Origin of the sequence: Marinobacter salinus, from assembly GCF_001854125.1 — a bacterium.
Taxonomy (GTDB): domain Bacteria; phylum Pseudomonadota; class Gammaproteobacteria; order Pseudomonadales; family Oleiphilaceae; genus Marinobacter; species Marinobacter salinus.
Genome location: NZ_CP017715.1, coordinates 3,867,951 through 3,888,950 on the forward strand (window position 1 = coordinate 3,867,951; position 21,000 = coordinate 3,888,950).

At 57.5% G+C, this 21,000-nt stretch carries 15 protein-coding genes and 2 riboswitches; of the genes, 6 read left to right on the forward strand and 9 right to left on the reverse strand.

Annotation, left to right across the window (positions count from 1 at the left end; genetic code table 11):
• The first annotated feature begins 30 nt into the window (after positions 1-30).
• A complete protein-coding gene (locus tag BKP64_RS17860) occupies positions 31-987 on the forward strand; it encodes a substrate-binding periplasmic protein (protein WP_070973069.1) in 957 nt (318 codons plus the stop codon).
• Positions 988-1,199: 212 nt separating this feature from the next.
• On the forward strand, positions 1,200-2,975 hold the full coding sequence (locus tag BKP64_RS17865; protein ID WP_070973071.1) for a PQQ-dependent methanol/ethanol family dehydrogenase: 1,776 nt from the start codon (positions 1,200-1,202) through the stop codon (positions 2,973-2,975).
• Between the two features lie 62 nt (positions 2,976-3,037).
• On the opposite strand, the gene BKP64_RS17870 is transcribed toward BKP64_RS17865, so the two are convergent.
• From BKP64_RS17870 to BKP64_RS17880, 3 genes are all read right to left on the reverse strand, one after another.
• Positions 3,038-3,823: an ABC transporter ATP-binding protein gene (locus tag BKP64_RS17870; RefSeq protein WP_070973073.1), complete on the reverse strand. Its 786-nt coding sequence runs from the start codon at positions 3,821-3,823 to the stop codon at positions 3,038-3,040.
• Entirely contained in the window at positions 3,823-4,638 is an 816-nt protein-coding gene (locus BKP64_RS17875; protein WP_070973075.1) for an ABC transporter permease, read from the reverse strand. The genes BKP64_RS17870 and BKP64_RS17875 overlap by 1 nt, the downstream gene beginning before the upstream one ends.
• A gap of 66 nt (positions 4,639-4,704) precedes the next feature.
• A riboswitch (guanidine-I (ykkC/yxkD leader) is annotated at positions 4,705-4,818 on the reverse strand.
• 205 nt (positions 4,819-5,023) lie between these two features.
• Positions 5,024-6,055: an alpha/beta fold hydrolase gene (locus BKP64_RS17880; RefSeq protein ID WP_070973077.1), complete on the reverse strand. Its 1,032-nt coding sequence runs from the start codon at positions 6,053-6,055 to the stop codon at positions 5,024-5,026.
• A 160-nt stretch (positions 6,056-6,215) separates the two neighbouring features.
• Here BKP64_RS17880 and glnT point away from each other — a divergent pair, with 160 nt between their 5' ends.
• Both glnT and BKP64_RS17890 read left to right on the forward strand, forming a co-directional pair.
• Entirely contained in the window at positions 6,216-7,574 is a 1,359-nt protein-coding gene (gene glnT / locus BKP64_RS17885) for a type III glutamate--ammonia ligase (protein WP_070973079.1), read from the forward strand.
• Positions 7,575-7,723: 149 nt separating this feature from the next.
• Complete coding sequence (locus BKP64_RS17890; RefSeq protein WP_070973081.1) at positions 7,724-9,379, forward strand: hypothetical protein; 1,656 nt, start codon at positions 7,724-7,726, stop codon at positions 9,377-9,379.
• A 215-nt stretch (positions 9,380-9,594) separates the two neighbouring features.
• On the opposite strand, the gene BKP64_RS17895 is transcribed toward BKP64_RS17890, so the two are convergent.
• A complete protein-coding gene (locus BKP64_RS17895) occupies positions 9,595-10,785 on the reverse strand; it encodes a helix-turn-helix transcriptional regulator (protein ID WP_070973083.1) in 1,191 nt (396 codons plus the stop codon).
• A gap of 305 nt (positions 10,786-11,090) precedes the next feature.
• Here BKP64_RS17895 and BKP64_RS17900 point away from each other — a divergent pair, with 305 nt between their 5' ends.
• The gene (locus BKP64_RS17900) at positions 11,091-11,960 is read left to right on the forward strand and encodes a bile acid:sodium symporter family protein (protein WP_070973085.1); all 870 of its coding nucleotides are present in this window, start codon (positions 11,091-11,093) and stop codon (positions 11,958-11,960) included.
• On the opposite strand, the gene BKP64_RS17905 is transcribed toward BKP64_RS17900, so the two are convergent.
• The 5 genes from BKP64_RS17905 to BKP64_RS17925 form a co-directional block, all read right to left on the reverse strand.
• Entirely contained in the window at positions 11,940-12,554 is a 615-nt protein-coding gene (locus tag BKP64_RS17905; protein WP_070973087.1) for a TetR family transcriptional regulator, read from the reverse strand. The two genes, BKP64_RS17900 and BKP64_RS17905, sit on opposite strands and share 21 nt — an antisense overlap.
• Positions 12,555-12,775: 221 nt before the next feature.
• Positions 12,776-13,852, reverse strand: coding sequence for a putative urea ABC transporter substrate-binding protein (locus BKP64_RS17910; protein ID WP_070973089.1), 1,077 nt, complete (start codon positions 13,850-13,852; stop codon positions 12,776-12,778).
• A gap of 70 nt (positions 13,853-13,922) precedes the next feature.
• Complete coding sequence (gene uca, locus BKP64_RS17915) at positions 13,923-17,549, reverse strand: urea carboxylase (protein ID WP_070973091.1); 3,627 nt, start codon at positions 17,547-17,549, stop codon at positions 13,923-13,925.
• Entirely contained in the window at positions 17,540-18,178 is a 639-nt protein-coding gene (locus tag BKP64_RS17920; RefSeq protein ID WP_070973093.1) for an urea amidolyase associated protein UAAP2, read from the reverse strand. Before BKP64_RS17920 ends, uca begins: the two co-directional genes overlap by 10 nt.
• Positions 18,179-18,195: 17 nt before the next feature.
• Entirely contained in the window at positions 18,196-18,924 is a 729-nt protein-coding gene (locus BKP64_RS17925; RefSeq protein ID WP_070973095.1) for an urea amidolyase associated protein UAAP1, read from the reverse strand.
• Positions 18,925-18,983: 59 nt separating this feature from the next.
• A riboswitch (guanidine-I (ykkC/yxkD leader) is annotated at positions 18,984-19,097 on the reverse strand.
• Positions 19,098-19,473: 376 nt separating this feature from the next.
• On the opposite strand from BKP64_RS17925, the gene exaC reads away from it, so the two are divergent.
• Complete coding sequence (gene exaC, locus BKP64_RS17930; protein ID WP_070973097.1) at positions 19,474-20,994, forward strand: acetaldehyde dehydrogenase ExaC; 1,521 nt, start codon at positions 19,474-19,476, stop codon at positions 20,992-20,994.
• The last annotated feature ends 6 nt before the right edge of the window (positions 20,995-21,000 follow it).

The window sequence follows — 21,000 nt, forward strand, 5'->3', positions numbered from 1 at the left end:
AGCCGGCCTGATGTGGTTGGGGAGAAAACAATGAAAACAATAGCCAGTATTCTCGCACTGCTTCTGCTGTTCCAGACGTCTGACGTGCTGGCCTTTAACGATGGCGATCCTTTGCTGAATCGGCCCGCCGACCGCACCTACGATATTATTCTGGAGTCCGGCTATCTGAAGGTCGGTGTCTATGAAAACTTTCCCCCATACTCCTACGCCGTGGATGGCGAGCCCCGGGGTATCGATGTGGAGGTCGGTAAACGCATCGCCCGGGAAATGGGTGTGGATTTCAAGGTTCACTGGATCGTGCCGGATGAGAATCTCGGCGACGATCTGCGAAACAATGTCTGGAAGGGACATTACCTCGCCAAGCAACGCCTGGCCGATATCATGATGCGCGTGCCGTATGACAGGGAGTACGCCTATATGCAGGACTCCACGGGCGAATATATCAACGAGCAGGTGGTGCTGTTCGGACCCTATCAGCAGGAGCAGTGGCAGATCGCGTTCAACCCCGGACAGTTGGACTCGGTGGACACCGTTGCGGTCTTTCAGTATCACCCGATTGGTGTGGAGATCGACACCCTCCCGGACTTTTACTTGACCTCCGGGCTGCAAGGAAGAATGCGGGATCAGGTTCATCATTTCGCCAATGTACGGGAAGCATTCCGCGCCATGCGCGATGGAAAGGTCAGTGCGGTGATGGGTATGCGGGCGGAGATTGACCACGAACTGTCGAAATCTGAAAACAGTCGGTTCCGGGCCGCTGGTAACGGCTTTCCTGGCATTGGCAGGCAGGTGTGGGATGTCGGCATGGCGATCAAATCCAACCACCGGCAGCTCGGTTATGCCGTGGAAGCGATTATGGGCGAGTTGGTCAAGTCGGGGGAGCTTGATGCCCTCTTCGCCGACCTCGACCTTCAGTATGGCCTGCCCGGTTATTACCGTGAATTTCTCAGCGAAGAGGCGATTGCCCGTGCTGAGGGTGATTTGTGATTCCTGCCTCCCGGTAGTTCCGGAAAAGACCTGGTAAAGCCCGCGATGCCGTCGCGGGCTTTTTTGTTTGAGGTAGTACTACCAAGTGATGAGAAAACCTGTTCCGGGGGGTAATTGTTGGTTTTTCCCACAAAGCGAAGAATCTGTGTAGAGGCGGGAAAAGTTCCCGGTTCACCGAGAAACCGAAAACAAGAGAATTGGAGAGCGCAACCATGAGATCGAACAAGTTCGGGATTCGCATTGCTGCCAGCGCCCTGGCACTGGCGGTGTCGTACGGGGCCCATGCGGTCACCGACGAAGACATCATGAACGATGCCAACACGCCGGAAGATATTGTCAGCTACGGCATGGGCACCCAGGGGCAGCGTTTCAGCACCATCGACGACTTGAATACCAGCAACATCCAGTACCTGCAGCCGGTATGGGCCTTTTCCTTTGGTAGCGAAAAAATGCGCGGGCAGGAGTCCCAGCCGATGGTGAAGGATGGTGTGATGTATGTAACCGCCTCCTATTCCCGTGTTTACGCCATCGACGCCAAAACTGGCGAGGAGCTCTGGCAGTATGATGCCCGTCTGCCGGATGGCATCATGCCTTGCTGTGACGTGGTCAACCGCGGTGTCGCCCTGTACGACGACAAAGTGATCTTCGGTACCCTCGACGCCAAGCTGGTTGCCCTGAACAAGGACACCGGAAAGCCGATGTGGATCAAGAAGGTGGCGGATTATCAGGCGGGTTACGCCATTACCGCAGCGCCCATCGTGGTTAAAGGCAAGCTCATTACCGGGGTATCGGGCGGTGAGTTCGGTATTGTCGGTAAGGTTGAAGCCTACGACGCCAACACCGGAGAGCTGGTTTGGACGCGCCCGACCGTTGAAGGCCACATGGGTTATGTCTACAAGGATGGCAAGGCTATTGAGAGTGGCATTTCCGGCGGCAAGGCTGGTGTAACCTGGCCTGGCGATATGTGGAAAAACGGTGGCGCGGCAACCTGGCTGGGCGGCACCTACGACCCGGACACTGACTCCCTGTTTTTCGGTACTGGTAACCCGGCACCCTGGAACTCACACCTGCGCCCGGGTGACAATCTGTTCTCTTCCTCGCGCCTGGCCATTGATCCAGACGACGGCAGCATCAAGTGGCACTTCCAGACCACGCCCCATGATGGCTGGGACTACGACGGTGTCAACGAGCTGATCTCCTTCGATTACAAGGAAAACGGCAAGACCGTCAAAGCGGCAGCCACCGCTGACCGTAACGGGTTCATGTATGTCCTGAACCGTGAGAACGGCGATTTCATCCGGGGTTTCCCGTTTGTTGACAAAATTACCTGGGCCTCGGGCCTGGATTCGAAGACCGGTCGTCCAATCTTTACCGAAAATGGCCGCCCAGGTGATCCTACTGCCACCAAAGGCACCAAGGGCAATCCGGTCGTCGCACAGCCTGCATTCCTGGGCGGTAAGAACTGGATGCCGATGGCCTACAGCCAGGACACCGGTCTGTTCTATGTTCCCTCCAACGAGTGGTCCATGGACATCTGGAACGAGCCCGTCTCTTACAAAAAGGGCGCTGCGTTCCTGGGTGCCGGCTTTACCATCAAACCGGCGAATGATGATTACATCGGCGTACTCCGCGCCATGGATCCGAAGACCGGCAAGGAAGTGTGGCGTTACCAGAACACTGCACCTTTGTGGGGTGGTGTCATGGCGACCGCCGGTAATCTGGTCTTCACCGGTACCCCGGAAGGCTACCTGAAGGCGTTTGATGCCAAGACCGGCGAGGAACTGTATAAGTTCAATACCGGTTCCGGCGTCGTCGGGACTCCGGTGACCTGGACCATGGGTGGCGAGCAGTACGTCTCCGTGGCTTCCGGCTGGGGCGGTGCGGTTCCGCTCTGGGGTGGCGAAGTGGCCAAGGTGGTGAAGGACTTCAACCAGGGCGGCATGGTCTGGACGTTCAAGCTGCCGAAGGATCGCGTTGCCAGCAACTGATCCTGATCGGAAATGAAAAAGGTCGCCCGCGGGCGACCTTTTTTGTGGCTGATGAAATGGTGTCAGGCCGCCTGGTTTCGGGCCGTTTCACTGACTGACTTGTTGATGTCGTCAAACAGCTGTCGGTCGTTCCGGCCGATCGGCAAGTCATAGGTAATGGTGGCCCCGAACGCCTGTGGGTCATGGGGGTCATTCCGCACTTTATCGAACACCAGCAGCCGGGTGCCCAGATGAAACCCTTCCTGGAGGTCATGGGTCACCATGAAAATCGTGGTGCCGGTCTCCTGCCAGAGTTTCAGCAGTAAATCGTGCATGTCGCCACGAATTCCGGGGTCCAGTGCACCGAAGGGTTCATCCAGTAGCAGCACTCGCGGGCGCATGATCAGGGACTGGGCGATGGCCAGGCGCTGCTGCATGCCGCCAGACAATTCATGGGGCCACTTTTGCGCGGAGCCGGTCAGGCCGACAGATTCCAGCATGGCATCCACTTTTTCAAGAGCCTCCCGGCGGCCGGCGCCGAACAGTTTGCCGAGTAATGGTTTCTGTTCCAGCTCCAGTCCCAGTAGCACATTCTGACGCACGGTAAGGTGCGGGAAGACGGAGTAGCGCTGGAATACAATGCCGCGATTGCGGTCAGGTTCCCCCGGGAATGCCTGGCCGTCCAGAAGCAGCTCGCCCCGGCTGGCGCTTTCCTGGCCCAGCAGCATTTTCAGGAACGTGGACTTACCGCAGCCGGAAGCGCCCACCAGTGTGCAGAATTCTCCCTGTTTAACCTCAAGGTTCAGGTTTTCCAGAACGATCTGGTCGCCGTATTCCTTCCAGAGTTTATTGACGGTGATAAAGCTCATCAGTGGCCTCCTGCGTTGTACCACGGAAACAGCCTGCGGTTGGTAAAGCGCAGGCACTGGTCGATGACAATGGCGAGGATGGTGATCCAGATGACGTAAGGCAGGATGACATCCATGGCCAGATAACGGCGCACCAGGAATATCCGGTAACCCAGGCCTTCGGTTGAGGCGATCGCTTCTGCCGCAATCAGAAACAGCCAGGCTGGCCCGAGACTCAGTCGTACGGCATCGATCAGCCGGGGCATTACCTGGGGCAGGGCCATGCGGGTTATCACCTGCCAGGAGTTGGCGCCAAGCGTCTGGATCTTGATCAGCTGTTCGCCGGGCAGTTCCCGCACCCGCTGGGCGACATCGCGCATCATGATCGGAGCGGTGCCAATAACGATCAACATCACCTTGGATAACTCGCCAAGGCCGAACACGATAAACAGGATCGGTAATATGGCCAGCGGTGGCACCATGGATAATGCCGATACCAGTGGCGCCATGTTGGCCCGAACCAGAGGCAGCACCCCGTTAAGAAGGCCCACGAACAGGGCCAGCAGGGCCGCAATGCCAACGCCCATTCCCAGTCTTTCGAGGCTGGCTGTGGTGTCCTGCCACATCAGATAATCGCCGCTACGACGGTCTTCCTGAAACGCCATGCGATCCACCGCCGCCGTCATCTGTTCCAGGCCGGGCAGGAGCTTGTCGTTCGGGTTTTCCGCCAGGCGTTCCTGGGAAGCGAGGCTGTAGATCAGCATGATAAGCAGGAAGGGCAGTAGCCCCAGAAGGGCGGCCGAAACTCGCCCGGGGTGGCGGTTGATCAATCGCATATGGCTTCTCCTCTGGTTACACAACACGGCATGGTCATCGCAAACAAGGCGTTCGCGTGCGAATCAGTCTCCCGGGCTTTTGTCCCGCCGTGTAACCTCCCAGAGGTCGGTAACTCTCGGACCAGCCACCCGGGCTGCTGGTGGATCTCTGCCCGGATCGGAACCCTAGTTACCCATTGTGTCCGTTGTGTTTGCCGCACGGTTTGCGGTGTTGCTTTAAATGGATGCTGTAAACGGATCATGGTTGGTAAACCGTCCGTCTGTCCTGGCTGTTCCATTGCAGGCTGCGTGCCAGATTCGATGGAACGCGGAATCCGGTAACGTCTACATCCGTTTGCCTGAGAAGGCTGCACTATAAAAGGGCGCTTGAGTGGATTGCGCACTGTTAGTGGTCTTGATGTCCGAGTAACTGCTTCGCTGCCGCCAGAATCTCCCTGTGGCTGGCAGCATCACGACCGGCACCGCCGGCGATATGACCCCAGTCCGACTGAAGAACTTGTGCCCCGGCACCGGGCATGTGACCGGCATCGGCTGTCGCGTCCTCTGCGGTGAAGTAGAGGTCGGTGGAACAGGGCATGAGTCGGGTGGGCATGGTGAGGGCAGACAGCGCCACCCGGTAGTCTCCGTTGAAGGCCGGATTATTGGCGAGGTTGCCCTCCTGCCAGGTGGTCAGAACGGCCAACAGGTTGTTGGCATCCTGGGCCAGGTGGTCCTGTTCCCAGAACACCAGCAATTGCTCGATGGAGTCGAAGCCGAGTTCTCGCCAGCGTTCATGGCGAAAAAAAGCCTGGGAGTATGCCCAGCTGGCGTAAACCCGGGCAAATGCCCTGAGGCCCCGGGCCGGCGGTCGCTTATAATCACCATCACGGAAATCATGGTCACAGGTCAGAGCGGCTTTCACGCCTTCAAGAAAGATCTGGTTGTGGGGGTAACAGCGTGCGGTGCAACAGGTCGCGAGCACTGACCGGACCTGATCCGGGAACAGGCACCCCCACTGCAGTGCCTGCATGCCGCCCATTGACCAACCCATCACCAGAGCCAGGCTTGCACCGCCAAACACCTCATCCACCAGTCGTTTCTGCAGCATCACGTTGTCGAACAGACTGACCCGTGGGAACCGGTGGCCTGCCTGCTCCCCGAACGTGTTAGACGGAGATGAGGATTCACCGGCGCCCAGTAGCGACGGAATCACGATGCAGTATTCGTCCGGATCAAGCGGACTGCCGGCGCCGACCCAGGGGTGGTTACCGGCGGCCGCACCACCATAGTACGTCGGTAGCAGGATCAGGTTATCTTTTGGTGCATTCAGCTCTCCGATCTGGTGATAGTGCAGTCGGGCAGACCTCAGCGTTTCGCCGCCCGAGAGTGTCAGGTCGCCGGCCTCGAAATCTTCGGTAATCCACTGTTTTTCGGTCATTTCGTTATTTCCTTTGATCCCGTTTCTAACCCGGATGAAGCACGCTTCAGGTAACTATATATACATGCTGGCATGTAAGTTGAATGGGTAATCCGTAGAAAGAAACGTGCCAGAAACCTATTGATCTGCCCGGGCTGCCGGGTTCAAACGAGGAATCATCATGACTGATCTGACCGATAACAAAGCCCTGCAAGCGTCACTCGCCGAGGCTGGCGTCAAATATGCCATTGCCAGCTACGTGGATATCCATGGGGTGTCGAAGGGCAAGTTCGTCCCTATCGCCCATATGGGACAGATGATGGAGGGTTCTGAGCTTTATACCGGCGCGGCGCTGGATGGCGTGCCGCAGGACATCTCCGATGATGAAGTGGCGGCCATGCCAGACGCCAGTGGCGTCGCAGTATGTCCATGGAACCGCCAACTGGCCTGGTTCCCTGGAAACCTGTATTTGAAGGGTGCGCCTTTCGAGGCCTGTTCCCGCAATATCTTCCGTCGCCAGCTCAGCGTTGCGGCAGACATGGGTTACCGCTTTAATCTCGGAATCGAAACCGAGTTTTTCCTGTTCCGTGATACCGAGGATGGTGGCTTCGCCCCGTTGAGCGACCGCGACAACCTGGGCAAGCCATGCTACGACCCACGCACATTAATGGACAACCTGGAGATCATGGACGAGTTGGTTGATGGCATGAATGAGTTGGGCTGGGACGTTTACTCGTTTGATCACGAGGACGCCAACGGCCAGTTTGAAACCGACTTCAAATACGCCGATGGCCTGACCATGGCCGACCGCCTGGTGTTCTTCCGGATGATGGCCAACGAAATTGCCCGCAAGCACGGCGCATTCGCCAGCTTTATGCCCAAACCTTTTGCGGACCGCACCGGCAGTGGCGCCCACTACAACATGTCCCTGGCGGACCTTGAAACCGGTGAGAACCTGTTTGAACCCGGCGGCGACGACATGCACAACTGCGGCATCAGCAAAATCGCTTACCACTTCATTGCCGGTGTTCTGAAACACGGCGCCGCTATCAGCGCTGTCATCGCGCCGACCGTCAACAGTTACAAACGTCTGGTCCGCCAGGGCAGCATGTCCGGTTCCACCTGGGCACCGGTGTTCATGTGTTACGGCTCCAACAACCGCACCAACATGATCCGGATTCCCGGCATGGGTGGGCGGATCGAATGCCGGGCAGCGGACATTGCCTGCAACCCCTACCTGGGTGGCGCACTGATTCTGGCCGCCGGGCTTGAGGGCATTCGCGAGGGCCTGGATGCCGGCGCTCCCCACCACGAAAACATGTACAACTACAGCGATGCCGAAATTGCCGAACAGGGGATAGAGTATCTGCCCCGCAACCTGGGCGAGGCGGTTGAGGCCTTCGAGGCCGATCCGTTGGCAAAAGAGGTTTTTGGCGAGGCGATGTTTAACAGCTTTATCGAGTACAAGCGTGGCGAATGGGAAAGCTACCAGAACCATGTCTCGTCCTGGGAAATCGACCGTTATCTGAAAATGTTCTGAGCGATTACCTTAAGGGGGCTTTCGTTGCTTGTGTCTCGGCTGTGACCCGTTCCCCGCTGGTCGATCTCCGCATCCCCAAGATTGGGGATGCGGAGGGGGGTGGATACTAGTAAATATTACTTTCGATTATCTCGATATATGGAGAAAGTATGAAAGTATTCAAGTTCGGCTCTCTGGCCTTGGCAGTGGCACTTAGTGCCTGTGGCGGCGATAGTGGTAGCTCTTCGTCGAGCGCTCTTACTGACGATACGACTACTTTGGAAGACACCAAAACGGGCGTCTTTACTGATAGTGCAGTCGCGAATATCCGGTACCAGACTATGACCCAAAGTGGCTTTACCAATGCTCTTGGGGAATACGAGTACGCTGAAGGTGAAACGGTGACCTTCAGTATCGGCGGCATTGAGCTACCTCCGGTCGCAGCAACCGGGCGTGTTACACCCGCTGACATGACGGCAGAAGCGAGCTCCACTGACCAACTGACCAATATCCTGAGACTGCTCCAGAGCCTGGACGAGGATGGCAATCCGGATAACGGCATTACCATCACCGGTGAAACCCATACGGCGCTGGAGAATGCTCTGGTGGTGGTGGATCAGCCCGCTACTGCATTTGAAGCCCAGTTTTCGGATGAGGTGGCAATCTCGGTTAACAAAACACTGATCAGTGCAGGGGAGGCCGAAGCCCATTTTTATGCTTCCCAGCAAGCGGATCTGCATGGAAGCTGGATATTTGTCGAACCCTCCGGTGAAAGCAGTAACGGTCAGGGTCCGAATGGCGAAGAAATCAATGTGCTGACCTTTCTGGATGGTGGCATCTACATCCTTGCCCACAAGTACGGCAATTTGGACCAGGGACCCGCGACGGCGGAATGGGGCACTTACACCTGGGATCCGGCAACCGGGGCACTGGTTATCGAAGTACTTGGTGAGTCAGAAGGAGGCGAGGGCGGCCTGTGTCCGGGTTTAGCAGCGGACGTGGGAAATTGCACGGAGAGCGTCCAGCTGGTGGGCGATGAGCTGCATTTTGCCAGCGAGGCAGGTGCGGCGACTCCCTTCCAGTCCATCAAGGATGCCAGTAACTCATACGTGGGCGCATGGTATTTGCCAGAAGGGGAAGGCTTCAATGTGCTGACCATTCTTGATGACAGCCATTATGTGATCGCCCATAACATGAATGGTGAAGTATACGCAGGTACTGACCTTGTGGCGGTCTCCTCCGAGTGGGGCACATACAGCCTCACCAACGGTAGCTTTGAGGTTACCGGTGTCGAAACGGAAACCGATGGCCCTGGCGGACTGTACGATGCTGGCGGTACCGGTGGTCTGACCGCCACGTCAACCGTTACAGGATACGGGGATCTGCAGCTTGAACCTGCGGGCGATACCATGTTTGCCCTCCGACGGGTTGGTCGTTTCAGTGTGGAACTGACCGATCTGGCCGGAAATACCAGCAGCATTCTTGTCGAGCGTAGCGGTGACCTCTTTGCAGGCGGAGTGGGCAAAGCATTTGAGTTTGATCTCGTGGGCGAAGCCGATGCAGCTCAGGTAACCCTGCAGTCCGATGGTACAGGTTCGGTTACTTATTCCGATGGTTTGTCTCTTATTGATGCCTGGTCCGTGAATGCGGGTGGTGCCATTTCATACACTGAGACCAATGTTGGGGATTCGTCCACCGGGCACTGGGTGTTCGCTCCCATCAAGAGCGATGATGGAAAAGAATGGGCACTTGTGGATTTCCGGCACGTTGACGGCACAACTGAGAGCCTGCTGGGCTTTTATGTAAGCGAGTTGAGGCCGCTGTAACTGCAGCAGTGAGCGCTGACCGTTCATAATGGTTTGTATGACTGGGGCCCCATAAGGGGGCGCCAGTCATGCTTTCCTGGCTCTAGAATTACAGTCACTGGCTATGCTAACCAGTTTTTCCAGAAATCCGTGAAACCCTTCCTGATCGGCCAACACACCTTAAAGGGACTGAATCAGGGAGTGCTTACTCTGCAGTTCCAGTGTCATCGTTTTCATTACCCCAAAACCCGCACCAGCATGGACACCAGTTCAGTCTGTTTGCGATAGCCGTTTTTCGCCAGCAGGCTCTTGATATGTTGGCGGGCGGTATGGATGGAGATCTGTTTTCTCTCGGCGACATCACTGGCACTCAGGCCCTGAGCCATATCTGCCGCAACCGCGGCTTCAGCCGGTGTGCACTGGAATAGTGTTTGGAGTCGTTCCTGATCCGGTTCCAGCGAAGAGTCAAAACAGAACAATTCCGCCAATACGCCGTTATTTTCGGCGCTATCGGCGACCAGAGGGGTCAGACAGACCGCGATACGTTCATGGCCGCGACTGCAAAATACAGTTTGCGGCGAGAGTATGCCTTTGTGGGAGTGGACGATGCAGGTGGTGATGGCATCCTGTAGCTTGCGGGTGATTCGGCGATCCGCGCTTTGCAGTCGCCCTGGGTCATTAATGGACAGGCTCCTGCTGTTTTCCATAAGAGCCAGGGCCGCGTCGTTGGCCTGGGCGATATTGCCCAATGCGTTGAAGACGATGAGCGGTTTTTTTACGTGGTTGAGTGCCATCGCCAGGTTTTCATTATCGCTGCGCGTTTCGTAGAGCTTCAGATGCAGGGCAACGGCATTCTCGATATGGGGAGCCAGCAGATTCATCTGCAGAAGTTCGTCATCGGTGTAGGGGCCGAATTCCTTGTGCCGGTTGGCAATGAATACCACATTGCTGCCGTTCTCCCGGGTAACCAGCATGCCTGCACTATCGCCCATTCCAACCTGTTCCGCCCAAACACGAGTTTGACTTTCCGGGCCGAGAACATCGAAAACGGTGCGACTGGTGTCTCCTCGCAGAAAAGAGTCGAACTGGCGTGGCGGAAGTTTTACATAGCGGATGAGGGCTTCATCCCGTTCCGGAAGATCGCTGTTGATATACCACTCTTCGAAGCCCTCCGGATAACCAAAAGTCCAGCCATACACCATGCGCTGTGGGTTGCTGGTGAGCCCCAGGATGCCACCTTGCATGGCCTTGAAGCGATGTTGGAAGGCATCAAAGAACGGCTGGAAGCCGGTATTGTCGTGCAGGCAGCGATACAGGGTGCTGACGAGAGTGTTATAGGCTTGTAGGTCTTCGGCGGTGAGCGTGGGGAATGCCAGAGACAACTCTTCGTTGGGGGGGGAGTGGCTCCGGGATTTCAGTTTCGTCACCGCATTGAATTCCTTCAGTTCTTGGTCCCTGCCGTCCGGCGCGCAAGGGCTTGTTATTATGATTGGATTGCATCAGATAAGGCATCGGAATAGGTAAAATCATAGCCGAATCTGATTTGTTCAAACGTAAAACTTCGTAAAATTCTGCATTGAAGACTGTCAAATAGTTTACATTCTTGGGGCGGCTTCTCGATTAGACTGCTAAGCGCCGGCCACTGGGCATAACACTGTCACCCCACCACTGCGCCGCTTTTCCAGCGGGTGCCTGGTCTCAAAAAAACAAAACAATAACAAGGAGTCACTACGTGGAGTCCAGTCCGCTGATCTCGATCGGCCTGCCAGTTTCTCTGTTCATCATCATGGTAGGCATCGGCCTGACCCTGACGCTCAGGGATTTTGGGCAGGTAACCCGCAACCCCCGGAGCATCGTGGTGGGCACCATTGCCCAGATCCTGCTGATGCCTCTGGTTGCCTTTGCCATCGCCGCCACCCTGGGGCTGGCTCCGGCCCTGGCGGTCGGCCTGGTCATCATTGCGGCCTGCCCTGGTGGCACCACCTCGAACCTGTTCGTGCTCCTGGCGCGAGGCCATATCGCGTTGTCCATCCTGCTGACCGTTTCGGCAAGCCTGATCACCATCGTAACCTTGCCCTTTTTCACCAACTACGCCCTGCAGATGTACTTCGGCGAAGCAGCGAACATCTCGCTGCCGGTCGGCAAGACCATCGCCATGTTGGTGGTGATTGTGCTGCTGCCCGTGTCCATCGGCATGTTTATCCGTACCAAAGCACCCGCGAAAGCTCAAAAAGCGGAGAGTGTCGTCAGCCTGTTCGGCGGCTTGGTGTTGCTGTTGCTGATCGTTGCCCTGATGTGGAGTTCCAGAGAAAGGTTGCCCGAATTGCTGGCGCAGGCCGGCCCGGCGGCATTCCTGCTGAACCTGATAGGCATTGCAATCGGTCTGGGCGCCAGCCGGCTTGCGGAGCTCTCCCAGAGAGAATCTCTGGCCATTGCCGTAGAGCTGGGCATCAAGAACGGCACCATCGCTCTCATGGTTGCTTTGACCCTGCTCGAATCCAGTGAAATGTCGATACCCGCCGTAGTCTACAGCGTGCTGATGTATGGCTTTGGCTGCATTCTGATTGCCATGGGACGACGGCTAGTTCCTGTCACCCAGTAACCGCCAGAACCGGCGCTGGAAAAACGGCGCCTGTTGTTTCAGCGAGAACAGGCGCGGTGAGAACAGCCAGGTTTGGGTTATGCCCATCAGGTAAGTGTAACTCAGTAGCCCGAGGTCTTCGGGGGCTTCCTCCGTGGTTATCTGCCCGTCCTTCTGTGCCTGCTCCATGAGTGTCTGAAAAAGTGCAATGATTGACCGGGTCAGTTGCCGCTCCCGTGTCAGGGTCCGGTTCATGGCGTCGGTCAGTTCGGTTTTGTTCAGCAGGATCTCGAACGACTGCCGGTATTTCCGGTTGTTGGCGAGTAACCCCAGCCAGCGCTCAATGAAATGGTTCATGGCGTCGACGGGCCGGTTGCCCATACCCTGACATTCAGCCACCAGAGCCTCCAGCGGTTCCTGCGAATAGGCGAGCACCGCCTCGTACAGATCGTCCTTGGTCTGGAAGTGCCAGTAAATCGGGCCCCGGCTGCAGCCGGCTTCTTTCGCGATGCGGCTCAGCGTGGTCAGTGAATAACCATCTCGACTGAACAGCATCAGCGCAGCGTCCAGCACAGTCTGGCGGGTTTTTTCGGCATCTTCCTTGGTACGACGCATTGGTTTCGAAAACTCTGTAGCAACTGTGAACTCTGACGGTTGGTGCGGGATACCCTTTACGAAACTGTGCGGAGCCATGGATGGCGGAGCTCAAGCGTCACATGGACGTGCCGCAAGGAGCGTGTTTCGTAAAGGGTATCCCGCACCAACCCTCCCCAGGAATAAAAAAGGGCACGAGTATCGTGCCCTTCGGTCGTTGATCAGGCAAGTCCAGGCAAGGCTTATAGCTCGCCGTCCGCCGCCATTTTCATGTAGCTATCGTTGAAGCGCAGCTTCACGTTGCCCTCGTCACCCATGACCGATCCGTCCGGAAACTCAATGCCGACAAAGTCCGGGCTCATGGCGCCCTGGCCCAGCAGGCCCTTCTCAAAGGAGAACTGGCGAACGCTGTCCATCGCCTCGTGGGCTTCCTCGCTGTTGATGAAGTCCACCGACATTTGTGGCTCCCAGAACATCTTCATGCCGGCCAGTTGGGCTTCGTAGCCGGCCTGATCGGTACCGGACAGTTCGCCCAGAAATGCACGGGCTTCCTGACCTTCCTCGGAGTCAGACGCAAGAATACTCATGGTTTCGTACCAGGCGCCGACAAGAGCCTTACCCAGCTTCGGGTTGTCGGCCAGGGTTTCAGTGTTCACCAGGGTCAGGTCCTTGATGTGGCCCGGAATCTCGCTGGAATCGAACAGTTTGGTGGCACCGGGGAAGGCTTCCACTTCCGCCAGCAGCGGGTTCCAGGTCGCCACATGGCGTACGTCGTCGGTCTGAAAAGCGGAGACCAGATCGGCGTCAGAAATGTTCACCACGCTGATGTCACGCTCTTCCAGGCCGACGGTGTTCAGGGCGCGAACCAGCAGGTAGTGGGAAACGGACAATTCAACGAGGTGCACGGTTTCGCCTTCCAGCCCGGCAATGGACGTGGCGTCTTTCGAGACCAGGCCGTCGTTGCCATTGGAGTAGTCGCCGACGATCAGCGCAGTGGTATCGACACCGGAGGCGGCGGGAATGGATAGGCCGTCCATGCTGGTTGCAACCACCCCGTCAAACTGGCCGGCAGTAAATTGGTTAATGGATTCGATGTAGTCGTTGACCTGCACGATATCCACGTCGATGTCGTACTTGTCGGCCCACTTCTTCATGATTCCGTAGTCCTCGGCATACTGCCAGGGCACCCAGCCGGCGTAGATGGTCCAGGCAATGCTGAAGGAATCCTTCTCTTGGGCAAGGGCGCCCATGGACAGGGTGGCCGTGAACAGCCCGGCCGCAAGCCGTTTGCCGAAGTTACGTGAGTTGCGTGTTTTCATGGTGTCTCTCCTCGGGCCTTGCCCGTATTGTTCAGGTTTCGTCATTATCAGTTTTGGATGGTTGCTGGCATTACTCGTTAGTCTCTTCCACGATCACCACCGGGGTGCCCGGTGATACCGCCTGGCCGGCTTCCCGGCGCACCTCGACCACTTGCCCGCTGACCGGGCTGAGCAGTTCAATCTCCATTTTCATGGATTCAATGATGGCGACCGGTCTTTGGGCCTCAATCATGTCGCCGGGCTTCACCAGACATTCCCAAAGATTGCCTGCAACATGGCTCTCCACGGCATGCTGGCCCTGCGGCAGGTTGGCGATGTCGTCTTCGCCGGTGTCCTCCATCGGGGCCTCGGAACTGAAGTTAATCTGCCCGGACTCGATCCAGCGTTGCAGCTCTTCATCGAAGGCCTGTTGGCGCTGACCGGTGAACTGGCGGATTTGATCGTCATGGGCGGCGAGGAACTGTTCATAGTCCTTCAGATTGAAGCGGGTCTCCTCAATGCGAATCGGGTAATCGCCGTTCGGGAAATCACGGCGAATTCGCTGCAATTCCTCGGCACTGACCTCGTAGAAACGCACCTGATCGAAGAACCGCAGCAGCCAGGGCTTGCCCTCTTCAAAAAATTCGGTGGTGCGATAGCGGTTCCACATCTGCAGCGTGCGACCCACAAACTGGTAGCCACCGGGGCCTTCCATGCCGTAGATGCACAGATAGGCGCCGCCGATGCCCACGGAGTTTTCCGCGGTCCAGGTCCGCGCCGGGTTGTACTTGGTGGTGACCAGCCGGTGGCGCGGGTCCAGTGGGGTCGCGACCGGGGCGCCGAGGTAGACGTCGCCCAGTCCCATGACCAGGTAGCTGGCCTCGAAGAGTGTTTTCTTGACCTCGTCGATACTCGCCAGGCCATTGATGCGCCGGATGAATTCCAGGTTACTCGGGCACCAGGGCGCGTCCTTGCGCACCGACTGCATGTATTTGGCAATGGCGGTATGGCAGGCCTCGTCATCCCAGGACAGAGGCAGGTGCACAATGCGTGCAGGCACGTCCCATTCCGGCTGTTTCTCCAGTTCTTTTTCGGCGCCGATCAGCAGGTCCAGCAGGGTGCGCTGGTCCAGTTTTCGACTGTCGTAATGCACCTGAAGGGACCGAATGCCCGGCGTGAGTTCCAGAACGGCGTCATGGTCGTGCTCCCGAAGCCAGAGCATCAGCGCATGGGCACGAAAACGCAGGCGGATATCCAGCTCCATGGGGCCGTATTCCACCAGTACATAATTGTCCCCGGCAGCGCGATAGACAACGCCGGTTTCGTGTTGGTCAGTGCTCAAGGATGCCAGGATCGGAGTGTCTGGCCGGATCGGCGTAATGTCCACGATTGCCGGGGTGAGGTTGGTCACGGATTCGTCCAGGGCAGAGCGCAGGCTCACGGCCTGATCCTGGCTGACCGGGATAAACTGCACCCTGTCACCAGCCTTGAGCTGGCCCAGTTTCCAAAGATCGGCGCTGATCACTGTGACCGGGCAGACAAAGCCACCGAGACTCGGGCCGTCCGGACCCAGAATCACCGGCATGTCCCCGGTGAAATCCACGGTGCCCACGGCGTAAGCGTTGTCGTGGATGTTGGACGGGTGCATGCCGGCCTCGCCGCCGTCACTGCGTGCCCATTCCGGTTTCGGTCCGATCAGGCGTACTCCGGTCCGGCTGGAGTTGTAATGAATCTCCCAGTTGCTGTCGAAAAAGGTGTCGATGTCCTGCCCGGTGAAATAGTCTGGCGCCCCGTGGGGCCCATAGGTGACATGCAGCTTCCAGGTTTTGCCAATGGACGGTTTCAGATCTTCAGGGAGCACCACGGCCGGTGCCGGTTCGGCTTTGTTCAGGGCCAGCACGTCACCTGCCCGCAGTGCTCGCCCGCAATGGCCGCCAAACTGGCCGAGGGTAAACGTGCTGCAGGACGTCAGGTATTCCGGGCAATCCAGACCACCGAGGAACAGGACATAGGCCCGTGCACCGCCTTCGGTCGTGGCGCCCAGTTTCAGGGTGGCCCCGGCCGGGATATCAATGACCTGCCAGAACGGAACGGCCTGGTCATCGAGGCTGGCATGGAGTTCAGCACCCGTGAGCACAATCTGGGTGGCCCGGTTGAATACCAGGGTCGGCCCTTTCAGGGTGATCTCCAGGCCGGGGGCGCTCTCGGGGTTGCCCAGCAAACGGTTACCCAACCGGAAGGAGTAGCTGTCAAACGGGCCGGAGGGCGGCACGCCGATTTCCCAGTAGCCGATCCGGCCCGGATAATCCTGAATCGTGGTCATGGTGCCGCCGCTAAGCACATCCACGGTCGCCGGAGTGTAAGCGAATTCATTGAGGCTGCTGGTGAACAGGCGTCCCTCGATGAATCGAGGGTCATCCAGGACCTGACGGACATACTCCCGGTTGGTTTCGATACCGTAGAGCTGGCTGTCGGCCAGGGCATTGATCAGGTGCTGGCGGGCAGTTTCGCGGTCCTGGTCATGGACAATCACCTTGGCCAGCATCGGGTCGAACAGGGGGGATACTTCTGTGCCCGGCTGGATCCAGGTGTCGATCCGCAGGTTGTCATCCTCTGGCCAGCGGACATTGGTCAGCAGCCCGGCACTGGGCTGGAAGTCCTTGTTGGGGTCTTCGGCATAGACTCGTGCCTGAATGGCGTGGCCGGTCGGGGTCAGGCCGCCGGCAAGTTTCGCCAGGTCGGGCAGGGTGCCAACACCCAACTGAACCATCCAGCGCACAATGTCGACGCCATAGACCTGCTCGGTAACGCCGTGCTCCACCTGTAAGCGGGTATTTACTTCCAGGAAGTAAAATCCGGTGGTGTCCGGGTCGTAGATGAATTCCACCGTGCCCGCGCTGCGGTAAGCGATGCTCTCGCCGAGCTGGCGTGCGGTGGCGTGCATGCGCTCGCGGACCTCGTTGCTCAGCCCCGGCGCGGGGGCTTCCTCAATGACCTTCTGGTTGCGGCGCTGGGCTGAGCAGTCCCGTTCGCCAAGTGCGACCACCTGGCCTTGGCCGTCACCAAACAACTGCACTTCAATGTGCCGGGCATGCTCCACGAATTTTTCCAGGAATACGCCGCTGTTGCTGAAGTTGTTCTGGCTAAGGCGCTGGACCGACTCGAAACTCTTGCTGAGATCCTCCGGGCCGTAGCAGCGTGACATGCCGATGCCGCCTCCGCCGGCGGTGCTTTTAAGCATCACCGGGTAACCAATGGTTTCAGCGGCTTTCAGCGCCCCGGTCAGATCGGTTAGCAGGCCGGTGCCAGGCAACAGAGGCACGCCCGCCTGTTCGGCGAGTGCCCGTGCTGTGTGCTTGAGGCCAAACTCTTCCATCTGTTCCGGCGTAGGCCCGAGAAACACCACACCCGCAGCGTCACAGCGTCGGGCAAAACCGGCGTTCTCACTGAGAAAGCCGTAACCCGGATGGATGGCACCGGCGCCGCTCTCCACGATAATTTCAAACAGTCTGTCCTGATTCAGATAGGTGTCGGCAGCAGAGCCATCCCCCAGTGGCCAGGCTTCATCCGCCTGGCGTACATGCAGCGAATCGGCATCGGCTTCTGCATATACGGCAACTGATGTAATGCCCATGGCACGGAGGGTACGGATGATCCGGCAGGCAATGGCGCCCCGGTTGGCGATCAGGACCTTGTTGATGTCTCGGTTCAGCTCCATACCAGCACCTCAATCGGTGTCGGATTGTAGGCATTACAGGGGTTATTCAACTGGGGGCAGTTGGAAATCATCACCAGCACATCCATTGCCGCCTTCAGCTCCACGTACTTGCCAGCGTCGGAAATGCCGTCGGCGAACGTCAGCCCGCCGTCGGCGGTGACCGGTACGTTCATGAAGAAGTTGATGTTGTGGGTGATGTCCCGCTTGGTCATGCCCAGCTCTTCATGCTCGGTGACCGCCACCAGCCAGCTGTCGCGGCAGGCGTGCATGCACTTTTTCTCGAGGGCATAGCGGGTGGTGTTGCTTTCCGCGGCACAGGCGCCACCGAGGGTGTCGTGGCGGCCACAGGTGTCGGCGGTGATCTCCAGCATGACGTTGTTCTCGGAGGACATCAGCTTCGAACCTGCAGTCAGATAGACATTGCCCTGTTCGCGGATGGTGTCCACCGCACTGTAACGCTCGGTCGGGTTATGGGCGTTGTAGAACAGGGTGTCGGCGGCCTGATTGCCCTCCAGGTCCAGAATGCGGACGGTCTCCCCGGCCTTGACGACTTTCAGGAAATAGTCGCCCGCGGGTACGGTCTCGCGGAAGCTGGCGTTCTCTGGCTTTAATTCGCTTTCTTTAATCATGTCCGGCCTCCTCGCGATCAGGACTGCATCATGTGATACAGGGCAGTGTTGGCGAAGGCACGGGTGGCCTCCGGTGACGAGATCTTGCAAGGGTCGGCATCGGTGACCGGCGCGGCCTTGAATAGCTGGTAGCGAAGAGGGTGTCTCGGATAGTCCGGTGTGGTGTTGAGTGGGTGCGGGCAGGTGTGCAGCACCACAATAGTATCCATTTCAAACCGCAGGTCCACGGTGGCGCCAGCGTATGAGTGATCGCTGACATACGCCATATTGCCGTCATCGTCGGTTTTTACCTTGCTGAACCAGTTCAGGTTGGCGGTCAGGTCTTTCTTTCCCAGGCCGTACTTGGCCAGTTCATTGAGGAAGCTGCTGAACCCGTTGCGGTGATAGTGGTTGTGGGCTTCCTGATAGGTCTTTTTGCCCCAGCGCTTTTCCACCTGATCGGCGTTACAGGTTCCGCTGACGGTATCGTGCCACCCCAGGTCGTCGCGAATAATGGAAGCAAAGACCCTGCCCATATCCGAGAGCAGAACATGGCCTTTGGTCAGCAGGAATGTGTGCTGGTTTTTCAGGGTGTCCGGCATGTTGTAGCGTTCGAGTGGGTTCTCGGGGTTGTACATCAACATACCGACGTTGGCACCGCCGGTTTCATCGATCAGGCGCAGCACGTGGCCGCGGCGCATGATGAAAGACCAGTGGGATCCGCCGGGAATCAGATCGTCGTAGAGGGGGGCTGCAGATTGCAACATAACCTTTTCCTCATGGCTGGGAGTGTTTAAAAACACGAGAGGCGTCAGTAACTGAACGATCCTCCCGGGCTTTTGTCCCGCCGTGTAGCCTTGGAAAAGGCCGTCAACTCTCGGACCAGTCGCCTGTCTTGACTCGCTTGGAGGGACAGGCCGGAACCCTAGTCGACTATTTGTCAGATTGTCGCGCTTTGATTGTGGTTTCAGTAACCGACTTCTCGCTGCGTTACGAATAAATTGCAGAGTCCGTGCCAATAAAATAACTAACTGTTTTTTCAGGTTTTATTTTTTGACGTAAAAAAATAGCTGCCTCCTGACAGGGCGCGCGCACTGTTTAGGTGCGGGTCTCGGAGCGCTATCTGTGCAAATTGTAATCGTCGCCGGTCTGGTGCCGGAGGTAACCCTGCTGCGGCCTCCAGGTCATCTACTACCAAGGGAGGAGTTTTTCGCCTCCATCGCATCATTCAACTATTCCGGTTTGGGGTCTACATTGAACGAGTAAGCGCGAAAGGCCGCGTTGCCCTGCGACAAACACAACAAGAGGTCGACATCATGATCTACGCACAACCAGGAAAGGATGGCTCCGTCGTTTCTTTCAAATCCCGTTATGAGAATTTCATCGGTGGCGAGTGGGTTGCCCCGGTAAAGGGTCAGTACTTCGAAAATATTACCCCGGTCACCGGTGATGTGATCTGTGAAATTCCCCGTTCCACCGCCGAAGATATTGAGGTGGCCCTGGATGCTGCCCACAAGGCTGCACCGGCTTGGGGCAAGACCTCACCCACCGAGCGCTCGAACATTTTGTTGAAAATTGCGGACCGCATCGAAGCCAATCTTGAGAAGCTCGCGGTTGCGGAAACCTGGGATAACGGCAAGGCCGTTCGTGAAACCCTGAATGCGGACATTCCGCTGGCGGCGGACCACTTCCGCTACTTTGCTGGCTGCCTGCGCGCCCAGGAAGGTCATATGGGTGAAATCGACCACAACACGGTGGCGTACCATTTTCATGAGCCTCTGGGTGTCGTTGGCCAGATCATTCCCTGGAACTTTCCAATCCTGATGGCTGCGTGGAAGCTGGGCCCATGCCTGGCGGCCGGTAACTGCACCATACTGAAGCCGGCTGAGCAAACGCCTGCCAGCATTCTGGTGCTGATGGAAATCATCGGTGATCTGCTGCCACCGGGCGTGCTCAACATCGTGAACGGTTATGGCATTGAAGCCGGTCAGGCCCTGGCCACCAGCAAGCGGATCGCCAAGATTGCGTTCACCGGTTCCACGCCGGTCGGTTCCCACATCCTCAAGTGTGCCGCCGAGAACATCATCCCTTCTACCGTGGAACTGGGCGGTAAGTCCCCCAACATCTACTTCTCTGACGTGATGAAGGCTGAGCCTGAGTTCGTCGACAAGTGTGTGGAAGGTCTGGTTCTTGCCTTCTTTAACCAGGGGGAGGTCTGCACCTGTCCGTCAAGGGCACTGGTGCAGGAAGACATGTTTGAAGAGTTCATGCAGAAAGTGGTCGAGCGAACCAAGTCAATCAAGCGTGGTAACCCGCTGGACACTGATGTGCAGGTGGGTGCTCAGGCCAGCAAGGAGCAGTTCGACAAGATCATGTCCTACCTTGCGATTGGCAAGGAAGAGGGCGCTGTCGTTCTGACTGGCGGTGATCGCGAGGAAATGGGTGATGAATTCAACAACGGCTTCTACATCCAGCCGACCCTGTTCAAGGGCGACAACAAGATGCGCGTGTTCCAGGAAGAAATCTTCGGACCGGTTGTTGGTGTAACCACCTTCAAGACCGAGGAAGAAGCCCTGGCTATCGCCAACGACACCGAGTTTGGTCTGGGTGCCGGCGTCTGGACTCGTGACACCAACCTTGCCTATCGGATGGGCCGCAATATCCAGGCCGGACGGGTCTGGATGAACTGCTACCATGCCTACCCGGCGCACGCCGCCTTCGGTGGCTATAAGAAGTCCGGCGTTGGTCGCGAGACCCACAAGATGGCTCTGGAGCATTACCAGCAAACCAAGTGCATGCTGATCAGCTATGACACCAATCCGCTGGGTTTCTTCTGATCGGAA

Bases quoted from the DNA above. Each gene is read 5' to 3' on its own strand.
- BKP64_RS17860 (WP_070973069.1), top strand. From the start codon at position 31: ATGAAAACAATAGCCAGTATTCTCGCACTGCTTCTGCTGTTCCAGACG.
- BKP64_RS17865 (WP_070973071.1), top strand. From the start codon at position 1,200: ATGAGATCGAACAAGTTCGGGATTCGCATTGCTGCCAGCGCCCTGGCA.
- BKP64_RS17870 (WP_070973073.1), bottom strand. From the start codon at position 3,823: ATGAGCTTTATCACCGTCAATAAACTCTGGAAGGAATACGGCGACCAG.
- BKP64_RS17875 (WP_070973075.1), bottom strand. From the start codon at position 4,638: ATGCGATTGATCAACCGCCACCCCGGGCGAGTTTCGGCCGCCCTTCTG.
- BKP64_RS17880 (WP_070973077.1), bottom strand. From the start codon at position 6,055: ATGACCGAAAAACAGTGGATTACCGAAGATTTCGAGGCCGGCGACCTG.
- glnT (WP_070973079.1), top strand. From the start codon at position 6,216: ATGACTGATCTGACCGATAACAAAGCCCTGCAAGCGTCACTCGCCGAG.
- BKP64_RS17890 (WP_070973081.1), top strand. From the start codon at position 7,724: ATGAAAGTATTCAAGTTCGGCTCTCTGGCCTTGGCAGTGGCACTTAGT.
- BKP64_RS17905 (WP_070973087.1), bottom strand. From the start codon at position 12,554: ATGCGTCGTACCAAGGAAGATGCCGAAAAAACCCGCCAGACTGTGCTG.
- BKP64_RS17910 (WP_070973089.1), bottom strand. From the start codon at position 13,852: ATGAAAACACGCAACTCACGTAACTTCGGCAAACGGCTTGCGGCCGGG.
- uca (WP_070973091.1), bottom strand. From the start codon at position 17,549: ATGGAGCTGAACCGAGACATCAACAAGGTCCTGATCGCCAACCGGGGC.
- BKP64_RS17920 (WP_070973093.1), bottom strand. From the start codon at position 18,178: ATGATTAAAGAAAGCGAATTAAAGCCAGAGAACGCCAGCTTCCGCGAG.
- BKP64_RS17925 (WP_070973095.1), bottom strand. From the start codon at position 18,924: ATGTTGCAATCTGCAGCCCCCCTCTACGACGATCTGATTCCCGGCGGA.
- exaC (WP_070973097.1), top strand. From the start codon at position 19,474: ATGATCTACGCACAACCAGGAAAGGATGGCTCCGTCGTTTCTTTCAAA.